Genomic DNA, 12100 nt, shown 5'->3' with positions numbered 1-12100 from the left:
TTAACCTCTAGAGATTTTTTGAGTTTGTTCTTTGACCCAACTCAAGTAAGCAGGAGAACCGGCAATAATTGGCAGGGCAATGATTTCTGGAACTTCATAACTGTGTAATGCCAGCAGGCGATCGCGCACCTGCTCAAATAAAGTGATGCGAGTTTTAATGAGCAATTGCCATTCTGGATCGCGATGTACGGTTTCTTGCCAGCGGTATATTGATTGAATAGGCAGAATTTGCACACAGGCAGCGAGGTGCTCAGCCACGAGTTGATCGGCCAAGGAGAGTGCCTCAGCTTCTGTGGCCGTGGTAACCATCACCACACAATACTCCATTGCCGCTTCCAAGCCTGCTGTCCTCACGTCACGCTTGATGATGTCGATCATATCCTGAACAAATCTTGAATAAAATCGTGCAGTGAATGTTGTTATTACCGGTATTGGTCTGTGGACAGCTCTGGGGGAGAGCGCGATCGCCACATGGCGGCGCTACTGTCAAGGAAAAACGGCACTCATCGCCACGCCTAAAGGACTGGTGGGTGCAACGACCTTACCGATTGAGAAAATTATTGCTGCGACGACAACTCAAGCGCTCAACGACGCAAAATTAACGGTTCCCCTAGGCGATGCTGGAGTGGTGGTTGGCTCCAGTCGGGGCTTTCAAGCACAGTGGGAAACGTGGTTACGGCAGCCTTCTCTATCGCGAGAAACATGGTTACAAACCTTGCCAGCAACTGTCTCGCAGCAGGTAGCACAAATTGCAGGCATTCAGGGGATAGTGCTCAACCCCACAGCCGCCTGTGCCACGGGAATGTGGGCGATCGCCCAAGGGGCATTACTCATTGAGCAGAACCAGTGTGATCTGGTGTTGGCGGGAGGGGTCGAGTCCGCCGTCTCCCCCTTGACCTTGGCGGGATTTCGGCAGTTGGGGGTATTGGCTCAGGAGCGTGCGGCCCCCTTCGATCGCCAGCGGCAGGGATTTGGCTTAGCGGCCGGCGGTGCTATTGTCGTCCTAGAATCTGAGGCACGGGCGCGATCGCGAGGCATTGACCCCTATGCCCGAATTGCTGGAGTGGGTCTCAGTGCTGATGCCGAGCATATGGCTGCCCCCAGTGTCCACCAAACCGGTGCTTTCCTAGCCATTCAAAAGGCCTTGGCTCAGGCGGGGCTAACACCGCCACAGATCGACTGTATCCATAGTCACGGTACGGGCACACAGCGTAACGATGCCGCCGAAGCCACTTGGATGCAAACCCTTTTTGGTCAAGGGGTTGCGGTCACCAGTCACAAAGGGGCCCTTGGGCATACCCTAGGTGCTGCTGGCGCGATCGCGATCGCCCTCTCTTGCTTATCCTTACGGGAGCAGCAGATTCCTCCCTGTGTTGGCTGTGAGACTCCCGACTTTGACTTGGACATTGTCCAACAGACGCGTTCTGCCCCTCTAGAGCACATTCTCTGCTGTAGTTACGGCTTTGGGGGGCAAAATGCCGCGATTGTCCTCGCCCCTCCCTAGGAGGCAGTGACCACCCTTGGTTGAGCCACCCCAAACTTTTCCATGATCGTTTTAGCCATTTGTGGGGGTGTGAGTCCTAAGTCAGCCTTTGATTCTTCGGGACTAGCGTGCTCAACCAAGATATCCGGTACTCCTAAACGTAACACCGGCACCAAAATATCCGCCTCTTGGAGTACCTCGAGTACCGCCGAGCCAAAGCCCCCCATCAGGCAGCCTTCTTCTAAGGTGACCACGCGGCCAATTTGTTTCGCCAAAGGCAGAATCAACTCAGTATCTAGCGGTTTGGCAAAGCGGGCATTGATCACTGCGGCACTCATGCCGTGTTCCTTGAGGATTTCTGCCACTTGCATCGCCGGATAGACCATTGAGCCGTAGGCCACCAAGAGAATCTCTTCACCGGGGCGCAGGAGTTCCCCTTTGCCGATTTCGAGGGGTTCCCAGCCTTCCTCCATGAGGGCGACACCATAGCCATTGCCCCGGGGATAGCGTAGGGCGATCGGGCCATCGGTGTAGTTGATGCCCGTTACAATCATGCGTTGCAATTCCGCCTCATCCTTGGGTGCCATCAGCACCATATTGGGTAGGCAGCGCAAATAGGCAATGTCGTACATCCCTTGGTGGGTCGGGCCATCAGCACCGACAATCCCCGCCCGATCCATGCAGAAGAAGACGGGTAGCTTTTGGATGCAGACATCGTGAACAATTTGGTCGTAGGCGCGCTGCAAGAAGGTGGAGTAAATCGCCGCTACGGGGCGCATTCCTTGGGTGGCCATGCCGGCGGCCATTGTTACGGCGTGCTGCTCGGCAATGCCGACATCAATGTATTGGTTGGGCACCCGTTTTTGGAGGATATCTAGCCCTGTACCCGTGGCCATCGCCGCTGTAATGCCAACAATGCGCGGATCGTTTTCTGCGAGTTTAGTCAGGGTTTCGCCAAAGACTTTGGAGTAGCTGGGGGGCTTGGGTTTGCTGGAGGGTTTGGCCTTACCAGTGACGAGATCAAAGGGGTTTTGTGCATGGTAGCCCACTTGGTCTTTCTCGGCGATCGCGTAGCCTTTGCCCTTAACCGTTGCCACGTGAACCAAGACAGGACCGGAAATCGTATGGGCATGTTGGAATGTGGTAATGAGTTCTTCCAAATTGTGGCCATCCACCGGACCAACGTAAGTAAAGCCCAGTTCCTCAAAGACGGCGCCCACCTTAGGAACCGCAAGGCGTTTCATGCCCTCCTTGATGCGCTGCATCTCTGGGGTTAGGTTTTCACCAAAGAAGGGGATATGTTTGAACTGCTCTTCGAGGTTATCAGTAATAAATTGCACCTGCGGCGAGAGGCGGATTTTATTCAGATAGCGGGGAATCGCGCCCACATTGGGGGAAATGGACATCTCATTGTCGTTCAGCACCACCATCAGGTTGGTGTGGGGCAAGTGGCCGGCGTGGTTAATCGCTTCTAGCGCCATCCCCCCAGTTAAAGCACCATCACCAATAATGGCCACGACTTTGAACTTCTCTCCCTTGAGATCGCGGGCGATCGCCATCCCTAAGGCCGCGGAAATACTGGTGGAGGCATGACCGGCACCAAAGTGATCAAAGGGGCTTTCGCGGAGGTTGAGATAGCCAGCAATTCCTCCCTTTTGCCGCAGGGTATGGAAGTTGTTGTAGCGACCCGTCAACATTTTGTGGGGGTAGGCTTGGTGCCCCACATCCCAGACCACACGATCTCTGTCTAAGTCAAGGGTTTGGTAGAGTGCGAGGGTGAGTTCGACAACCCCCAAGCCCGGTCCAAGGTGTCCTCCCGTGGCCGCCACCGTTTCCAAATGTTTGTCGCGGATTTGGGCGGCAATTTGACTCAATTGGGCAATGGACAACCCATGCAACTGGTTGGGATGGGTGAGTTCACTTAAGTGCATAGAAACCCGACCTCGCAAGATACCTAGGAGCGATAGCCTACCGCTGACCACAGAAAAACTATCTGTTGACTGATTCTAGCAAAGTCCCCCACCGAAGTTGGGTATTATTTCGCCCCTAGACGCGGTGAAAAGCCGCAATAATCCCGAAACAGTTGATCATAAATTTCTAACGCTGTTTCATAGAGTTCGCTCAATTCACGAATTTCTTCCGTGGATTCATTGGTGTAATTTTCCACCAACCAAATCACCCATTGGTAAAATCGCTCCCGACCCCACTGTTGCCAATAGTTGGCGAGAATTCCCCGCGCAAGGTCAGTTCCCAACCGTTTGGGGTAACCGTGGCTTGTGGCCAAGTCTTGGAGATCCCCTAGGAAGCGTTCGGTCATCGCACTGAGGTGACTCAGGGACATCTGAGCACATTGACAAGCCCGCTCAAAGGCGGCGTTGGTCTCTAGGGAACTGGGCTTGACCGTTTCAGCCATCAAGCGACCATGACTATCTACCTGACGCTCGACAGCGCAGTGGGGAACTTTAGTGAGGGGGTAGCCTTCACAGGCGAGATACACCCGAAAGTTTTTCTCTAAACGATCCACTTCTTCGGGACTGAGGTGGATGTCGAGTTCAAGCAGGAGTTGACCAAAGGTACGCTCATCAGTGGTGGTGGTGGTTTGCGAGTAGGTCATCGCGAAGTCCCTCACAGGTCGTCAAAAGATTATCCTGTGATGTTTTTTCCGTTATGCACCTCAGCCAAGAAGGCAGCCTACAAAGCTCCCAACACCGTGTTCTCGAAAGTCATTAGTTCATCGCGGTGTCCCTCTAGGGTGACTTGGGTACCGATCGCATGGGGTTGCAAAGAGAGTTTGACGGTTTCGAGCCGTTGGGCACCTCGCCAATAGAACCACGGGGCAATGGGCGTCAGGCCAATCAGACCAAAGGCCAGAATGCCGCGATCGGGAAAGAGAACGGTCAACACAAGGGCGATCGCTGTGGCACCGGAGACGGCAAGGCCAAAAAGCAATGCGGCCAAAAAGGGACTAGCGGCAACATTTCCCTGAAACGTCACTTCACTGCCATCAGCACTGACGGTATGCAGGCGGTAGCCCCGCTGCTGGAAATACTGCTTGAGGCGGGGAGCAAGTTCAGCAATGGGCTGGGCAATGAGCCATTCTTTGGTTTCAATGCGTTCTTTGGTGGAAGCACGAATAAAAAACACAAATCCGACGGCCAAGAGACTCGTGAGTAAGAGAGTGGAAGGATAAATTAAATCGCTGGACATGGAGGTTAGGTAAATGGACTGTTTGTCTCTTATTGTCAAGGATTTATGGGGGTCTGCAAAGAGATATTGCACCGCGATCGCCCCTTGGGGTTCTGCGGAATACTAAACCCTAGCCATTGTTGTTGTGTTGCTCCATGATGCGGTCTCACACGTCTCCCCGCGATATTCGGGCACCCCGCTGCCGTCGGATGTGGTTACGCTCAGAAACGGCCTTTGCCCTGCTGCTATTGACCAGTGACCTCGTGGGGTTGGTGTTGGCTTGGAAGTTGGGCTTACAACTCAATCGCTTCTATGCGCCGTTGCCCCCTGATTTAGCAGCGTGGTACTGGCTGGGATTGCCCAGTGTCTTTTGGCTCTTTGCCACTGGTCTATTGTTTTTGATTGCTGTGAGTGGGCTGTATCACCCGCGCGGCCATTGGAAAAATTATCTGCGCCTTGCTAAGGTACTGAGCTTGGGCTATTTGTTGGCACTGGCGATCGCCTACTTCTATGATCCCAAGGTAGATTTGCCTCGCTCACTGTTTTTTAGTGCTTGGGGTCTCAGTGTGGTTTTCGCCGTGATCTTGCGCTTAGCCGTGAGTCTGGCGTTTAAAATTTGCACCCTACGGCAACCGATTCGCGCTTTTCTGGTGGCGCCCCCGGAGCGACAGGAGCATCTCAGCAGCCTACTAGAGCAACGCTCGAACTATAAGATTGTCGGCAGGGCGATCGCCACCATGGCCAATGAACCGGAAACCCTGACCGAGATTCTCAACTGTCAAGCCCAAGAGGTGATTGTAGAAGGCCTCCCCCCAGCCCATCTCGCTTCAGCCCTCTATTGGCAGCTACGCCAACATGGCATTGCCCTACGGTTGATCCCCTCCAGCTTGGAAATGCTCTACCGCCGCGGCACCCCGGAAATTGTGGCGGCTTTGCCCACCCTGCGGGTAGATATGACGTATCTCAATGGTTGGGAATATCGGCTGAAGCGCTATTTGGACGTGATTTTGGCACTCTTTGGCATCGTGGTGCTGGCACCCCTCTTTATCGTGGTGGCGATCGCCATCAAACTCACCTCCCCAGGGCCTGTCTTTTTCCGCCAAGAGCGGGTAGGACTCCACGGCCAAGTCTTTCAGATGTGGAAATTTCGCACCATGCGAGCCGATGCCCCGCAACTCCAAGCGCAGTTGGAAACACAAAATGAATCCGCCGATGGCATTCTCTTCAAGGTCAAAAACGACCCCCGCTGCACGCGCCTCGGCAGTTTCCTGCGCAAGACCAGCATTGATGAACTGCCGCAACTGTTTAATGTCCTCTGGGGAGACATGAGCTTAGTGGGGCCGCGTCCGCTACCCCTGCGGGATGTTGCCCGTTTTCATTCTTGGCACCATATTCGCCATCAGGTGATGCCAGGGATTACCGGGCTGTGGCAAATTTCTGGCCGCTCTGAGATTGGCAACTTTGATGAAGCGGCACGCCTTGACCTCTACTACATTGACAATTGGTCGCTCAATCTGGATTTGGAAATTTTAGTGGAGACGGTGCGTATTGTGCTTTTTGGCAGTGGGGCGTACTAGGTGCGGCAACAATTGGCTGGCAAATAACTGTTCCACCTGTTGAGCTGAGAGGGGGCGGGCAAAGAAATAACCTTGGCCATAGTTGCAGCCAAGCGCCTGAAGAACGCGATACTGATCGCGTGTTTCAATACCCTCCGCCACCACCTTCAACCGCAAAGAATGCGCCAGCATGAGAATCGTGTGCACAATTGTCGCCGAAGATTCCTCATTGTTGAGAGCGGAAATAAACGTGCGATCAATTTTTAGTGTGTCAATGGGAAAACGGTGCAAATAACTCAGGGAAGAATATCCTGTACCAAAGTCGTCCATATACACGCCAATGCCCATGGCGCGAATTTCCTCAAGGGTGGCGATCGCCACCTCCTTGTTGTCAATCAAGATGCCCTCGGTCACCTCAAGGCGCAGTCGCTCAGCGGGAAATTCTGTTTCTGACAAAATTGATCTTAAGTTGAGCAGCAGATCCGCTTGCTGGAAATGACGACCGCTGAGGTTGACACTAATGCTTAAACCGCGACTGCGGGGAAACACCTTTGACCAGCGTTGCATTTGCCGACAGGCTTCTGCCATCACCCACCAACTAATGGGTAGGATCAGACCCGTTTCTTCGGCGACAGTCATGAATTCACTAGGGGAGACGATTCCCCGTTCGGGATGTTGCCAGCGCAGCAGCGTTTCAAAGCCGACAATATTGAGCGTTGATAGATCAACAATCGGTTGATAGTACACCAAAAATTCATCGCGCTCTGCCGCCCGTCGCAGATCAGTTTCCATTTGCATCAGGGCAATGCTCTGGGCACGCATCGTCATGCTAAAGACTTCATAGCGAGCTTTGCCCAAGGATTTCGCGCGGTACATGGCGGTATCCGCATCTCGCAATAAGTCCTCAGCCGTTTTGCTTTCCTCGCTGGGGAAGGCAATGCCAATACTGGCACTGGTAAAGACTTCATGCCCCTCAAGGAGAAAGGGACGGCTCAGAGCCACTAGCACTCGTTCTGCCACTTCGATCGCTTGGGCGGGAGTCGTTAACTCCTCCAAGAGAATGGCAAATTCATCACCCCCAAGGCGGGCGATCGTGTCCTCAGCGCGGGTACAGGCCGTCAGTCGCTGGCCAATGCCAATCAGGAGTTGATCCCCAGCTAAGTGCCCCAAGCTATCGTTGATCACCTTAAAGCGATCCACATCTAAAAACAGCACCGCAAAGAGGGAGTTGGGACGTCGCACGCGGCGGGTAATGGCCTGCGTCAGCCGATCCATAAAGAGCACCCGGTTGGGTAGCCCCGTCATGGCATCGTGCAGCGCATCGTGGAGAATTTGCTCCTGAATCAAGTGGTACTCTGTGACATCGGTCATCGAACCGGCCATGCGATAGGGCTGCCCCTCTTCATTGCGCAGGGCTTTGCCTCGCGATCGCATCCAACGGTAACTGCCATCGGCGTGTTTAATCCGAAACTCACACTCAAAATGGGGACGGGTACTGAGAAGATGCTCCTTCATGCTCTGGCGTAGCTGCTCTAGGTCATCGGGGTGGACACGCCGCCACCATTCCTCGATGGTGGGTTGTAGGGTACCGGGGGTTTCGCCAACCAGCAGTTCCCAGCGGGGAGAATAATACATCGAGCGATCGCTAATTTGCCAATCCCAAAGGCCATCATTGGCGCCCTCAGCTGCCAGAGCATAGCGTTCTTCACTAATGCGCAGGGCGAGTTCAGAACGTTTGCGTTCAGTAATATCGGTAATGTAGCAGCGAATTAATTGGCTCTCCCGCAGCAGATGGATTGTCACTTCGTAGGTGCGATCGCCAACGTTGATTTCTTCAACAGAAAATCGCTTTTCCTGCAACGACCAGCTTTTGAGGCGCGATAGCAGCGGATGCTGCACATCTGGTTCCCCAAGATCGGGAAATTCCTGAATGGCCGCTGGGTTGAGATAGGTAATTTGGCCATTGGGAGCCAGTTCAATGATCGGATAGGGACTTAACTCTGGAAAAGAGGACAACCGCAGCAGTTGGATTTCGGTCACCTCAGACATTTCACTGCTGACGAAGGCACCCCCCAAAGAGGCCACGTCTTGATCTGAGATACTTGATGCTTCGAGGGCGCGGGTGTAGCGATTGAACCCGGAGTCAGAAATATTGGCGATCGCGTGGTAGCGGGCACGCACATCACCCCCAAAGACGATCAAATCCTTATGCTGGAGAATGTGGGATTGACAGGGCTTGCCATTGACCGTCAGACCATTGACACTGCGCTTCCCTTGTAGATCGCCATCAATGAGGCGAAAGAAAAAATTACCACTGCTGGGATCCAAAACCCGTAGCAAAACAGCGTGCTGACGGGAAACCATTGGCGACTTAAGAACAATCGTATTACTGGGATGTCGCCCAATTGTATAGGTACTGGCTTCCAAGGGAATGGTACGCCGACCCTCTTGATCCTCAATAACGAGAAGATGGCGCCACTTCTTCGGCGGATCAGACTTCACATCAATCGCCTCGGCAAATTCTCATGACGGAACGGTTTTCACTAGAAACTCCCCAATCAAGCCGGTATTGATGAAGAGACTCACTTGCTATTCTAGGACGTGAGATTTTATTCTGTTTACAGAAAATTTACTGGGTTGCAGTGCAGTCTTTATCCTGACAATACTTGGAATAAGTTAAGCATTTCTTAACAGTGTAATGTAATTTTCATGGGTGGCAGTCTTTTTCACATCGATGGAACACACTTAAAACTGTGAAAGCTGCTCTGGGAGAGGATGATATCCCCCTCACATATCCCATAATTTAGAAAACAGTTATATGTTGGCTTCATCCTATCGGATTATTTTTATTCTTTTTCTCTCGATGGCTGTCTGGCTCCAAAGACGCCGTCCAGTGGGGCGATCGCTTTGCCTTGGACTCGTAGTGGCTCTCCTGCTATGGTTGATCCCACCCCCTTTGGCAGCAGCCATGACCCCCAAGCACTACACTGAGCTGACATTTCCCCCCTTACCGGAAATTCAAGTGCCGGCCTATGAACGCCGTCAGTTGGCCAATGGGATGGTGGTCTATCTCCTAGAGGATCACGAGTGGCCCTTGGTGCGAGGCACCTTAATCTTTCGGGCAGGTAGTCGTTGGGATCCGCCGGCTCAGGTGGGTTTGGCAGAAGTCAGTGGCGACCTGATTCGCACGGGTGGCACCCAAGTTCATCGTGCCGCTGAAATTGACCAATGGCTTGAGGATCGAGCAGCAGCCATTGAATCGGGTGTCGGCAAAAGTTTAGGGCGGATTAATTTCAACAGCCTCAAGGAACACAGTGAAGCGGTTCTAAGCCAACTAGCGGAGATGCTCCAAGCGCCAGCAGTAGAACCAGAGCGATTTGAACTGGCGATTCGGCGGCGGCAAGGGATCATTCAACGCCGCGATGATCAACCCAATGCCCAAGCAGAACGGGAATTTTACAAGCTGATCTACGGTGCTGAGAGTCCCTATGCCCGCACCCAAGAGTTAGAGACCCTTGCCAAGATCACACCGGCGGATGTGCAGCAGTTTTACCGCAGGTACCTCGCTCCCTCCCGCTGTATTTTGGGCTTGGTGGGCGACTTTGATGCCTCGCAAATGGGCGATCGCCTTGAAGCAATTTTTGGCTCATGGCAAGATCCACCGAATTTACCTCCTTTGCCCCCCTTACCTAGGGTAACAGTTGATACGTCGCCAACAACGGTGGTGATTAATCGCCCCCATCTCTCCCAAAGCTATATCTACACGGGGCAATTGGGGGGGACGCTCAAAGATCCGGACGTGTTTAACTTCTATGTTCTCAATGGGGTTCTCAATGGCTTTGGTGGGCGTCTTTTCAATGAAGTGCGATCGCGCCAGGGCTTGGCCTATAGTGTTTATGCCGCTTGGAGTCCCGAATTTGACTATCCGGGGGTGTTTTATGGCGTTGGCCAAACGCAAACAGAAACCACAGCCAAGTTTCTCAGCGCCCTACGGCAGGAAATCCAGCGACTGCAACAGGAACCCGTTAGTGCCGCAGAACTGAACTACGCCAAAGACAGTATTCTCAACTCCTTTGTCTTTAATTTTCGCGATCGCCTGCAAATTCTCAATCGTCTCCTGCGCTACGAATACTACGATTTGCCCAAGGATTTTATCTTCCGCTATCAGCGAGCCGTTAAAGCCGCAACGGCAGCAGATCTGCAACGGGTGGCACAAACCCGCCTAAAACCAGAACAGTGGCGTACCCTGATTGTGGGCGATCGCATCCCCTGCCCTACGACAAATTGCCAGCAACGACAATCTCAATCCTAAGAGCAAGATGAGCTTTCGCATTCAGAATATTGCGCGGCTGTGCCAAATCAAGCAATCATCGTTAGACTAGCGATACAGACCTTTTCCAAAATCAAGTAACAAGTTGTGAGGAAACCCTATGTCAGCTTTGCGTCTCGCTCTTTTAGTCAGCCCTACCTTTTTGGGATCCGTCCTGAGCTTGGTCGCATTGATTGCACCTGCCCATGCCCAACTCAGTACCCCCATTCCCGTGCCACCTCCAGAAAGCAGTGAGTGTGTCACTAATCCCCACCAGAAGTTTCAACTGGTCTGTACTCGCCTAGGCGCTCAGGAAACAAAACTGCAAGCCAGTCGTGATAATGGTTCGCTGCCCCCTCCTGTACTAGAGTTTACTGAGGAAGAAAGTAATACCGCGATCGCGCTATTTGGCTGTGATTGTCCCCTGTGTCTAAATGCCTTACGGCAAATGCGTGGCCAGCCTCCCCTCAATCAATTGGGTTAATACTGGATACAAGGGAGTAGGATCCAAGTATGAGCCGCTGGATTAACCTGCTTGCCCTGCTCCCTAATACCATCCTCACGATTTTAGTCATCCCTCGCCCCACAAGCGAGAAGTGAGGTTGAGAACCGTAGGGTCAGCGTCGGGAGGATGTCACACAATCCCAATTTGGGTCTGTTGATCATTCCACATTTTCCATTTTTCGTAGATGCGGCGTAATGTGCCGTCCTTCTTGAGGATGTCGATGGCTTGATCAACTTCTGTTTTGAGGGTTTCTCCTTTGGGGTTGTTCTTATTAAAGGCAATCACATAGTTATTCAAAAAGATCGGGACACCAATTGGACGCAGGCTATTGTTCACTGTGCCCCCCGGACCGGCGCCAAGAACATAGTAGGCAACAATCGGATAGTCTAGCATCACGGCATCAATCCGCCCTTGGGCGAGATCATCAAAGGGCAGGTTGCCATCGTAGGCACGGGTTTTAATGTTTTTGTCCCTTTCAAGAATTTCTTGGGCTTTGTAGCCAATGCCAGTGCCGACAGTCATGCCAGCCAGATTGGCCAGTGTGACTTCACTCGTGGCAGTGTATTGCTCAAAACGGGGGTCATTGGCTCGGACAACGATCTGTTGGCCATAGCGATAGTAGGGCTGGGAAAAGAGTTGGGTGCGATCGCGATCGGTGGTGATCTCCCAACCGTTAAGAATCATGTCAAAGCGATTGGCGGCAAGGGCAGCGGACAGTTGATCGTAGGCAGTGGCAACGAATACGGCATTGACCCCCATTAGTTGGGCGATCGCGTCGGCAATTTCCACCTCAAAGCCAATCAACTTACCGGGATCAACTGGGTCGTAAAAAACGTAGGGAGCACCACTAATCGCCTCAGCCCCCCAAGCCAATGTACCGGGATTGAGGAGACCTTTGCTGGAGACAGTGCCCGTAGTTGACGTTCCAGAGGTCGAATCGACATTGCCGGCACAGGCCGTGAGTAGGGTTTTACTCCCTGTGGCGATCGCGATTGCCCCCATCCCCTGTGCCACACGGCGCAAAAACGTACGACGGTGCAGTCCCATAGCGCTCTCCTCAC

Annotated in this window: 10 protein-coding genes; 4 read left to right on the top strand and 6 right to left on the bottom strand. The window is 52.9% G+C overall.

Features of this window, described 5'->3' with window-relative positions; translation table 11 throughout:
* Positions 1–378 carry a divalent-cation tolerance protein CutA gene (gene cutA / locus M0644_RS11745; protein ID WP_286625828.1) on the bottom strand — a complete coding sequence of 126 codons (378 nt, stop codon included), beginning with the start codon at positions 376–378 and terminating at the stop codon, positions 1–3.
* A gap of 31 nt (positions 379–409) precedes the next feature.
* On the opposite strand from cutA, the gene M0644_RS11740 reads away from it, so the two are divergent.
* A complete protein-coding gene (locus M0644_RS11740; protein ID WP_286625827.1) occupies positions 410–1504 on the top strand; it encodes a beta-ketoacyl-ACP synthase in 1095 nt (364 codons plus the stop codon).
* On the opposite strand, the gene dxs is transcribed toward M0644_RS11740, so the two are convergent.
* The 3 genes from dxs to M0644_RS11725 all read right to left on the bottom strand — a co-directional run bounded on the left by dxs (position 1501) and on the right by M0644_RS11725 (position 4690).
* Positions 1501–3414, bottom strand: coding sequence for a 1-deoxy-D-xylulose-5-phosphate synthase (dxs, locus tag M0644_RS11735; protein WP_286625826.1), 1914 nt, complete (start codon positions 3412–3414; stop codon positions 1501–1503). The genes M0644_RS11740 and dxs overlap by 4 nt on opposite strands.
* Before the next feature lie 104 nt (positions 3415–3518).
* Entirely contained in the window at positions 3519–4097 is a 579-nt protein-coding gene (locus M0644_RS11730) for a hypothetical protein (protein ID WP_190278090.1), read from the bottom strand.
* A 77-nt stretch (positions 4098–4174) separates the two neighbouring features.
* Positions 4175–4690 (bottom strand): cofactor assembly of complex C subunit B, encoded by a 516-nt coding sequence (locus tag M0644_RS11725; protein ID WP_149821060.1) that lies wholly within the window; start codon positions 4688–4690, stop codon positions 4175–4177.
* 137 nt (positions 4691–4827) lie between these two features.
* On the opposite strand from M0644_RS11725, the gene M0644_RS11720 reads away from it, so the two are divergent.
* A complete protein-coding gene (locus M0644_RS11720; RefSeq protein ID WP_399374392.1) occupies positions 4828–6246 on the top strand; it encodes a sugar transferase in 1419 nt (472 codons plus the stop codon).
* Here the strand turns inward: M0644_RS11720 and M0644_RS11715 are convergent.
* A complete protein-coding gene (locus M0644_RS11715; protein ID WP_286625823.1) occupies positions 6199–8727 on the bottom strand; it encodes an EAL domain-containing protein in 2529 nt (842 codons plus the stop codon). The genes M0644_RS11720 and M0644_RS11715 overlap by 48 nt on opposite strands.
* A 316-nt stretch (positions 8728–9043) precedes the next feature.
* Here M0644_RS11715 and M0644_RS11710 point away from each other — a divergent pair, with 316 nt between their 5' ends.
* The gene (locus M0644_RS11710; RefSeq protein ID WP_226971963.1) at positions 9044–10537 is read left to right on the top strand and encodes a pitrilysin family protein; all 1494 of its coding nucleotides are present in this window, start codon (positions 9044–9046) and stop codon (positions 10535–10537) included.
* A gap of 118 nt (positions 10538–10655) precedes the next feature.
* Complete coding sequence (locus M0644_RS11705) at positions 10656–11018, top strand: hypothetical protein (protein WP_190278089.1); 363 nt, start codon at positions 10656–10658, stop codon at positions 11016–11018.
* Positions 11019–11168: 150 nt separating this feature from the next.
* Here the strand turns inward: M0644_RS11705 and M0644_RS11700 are convergent, their stop codons facing one another.
* On the bottom strand, positions 11169–12086 hold the full coding sequence (locus tag M0644_RS11700) for an ABC transporter substrate-binding protein (RefSeq protein WP_149821056.1): 918 nt from the start codon (positions 12084–12086) through the stop codon (positions 11169–11171).
* Positions 12087–12100 lie beyond the last annotated feature (14 nt).

Source organism: Thermosynechococcus sp. B1 (genome assembly GCF_030322985.1).
Taxonomy (GTDB): Bacteria; Cyanobacteriota; Cyanobacteriia; order Thermosynechococcales; family Thermosynechococcaceae; genus Thermosynechococcus.
The sequence above is the reverse complement of the archived record's forward strand: the minus strand, read 5'-3'. Positions and strand labels throughout refer to the sequence as shown.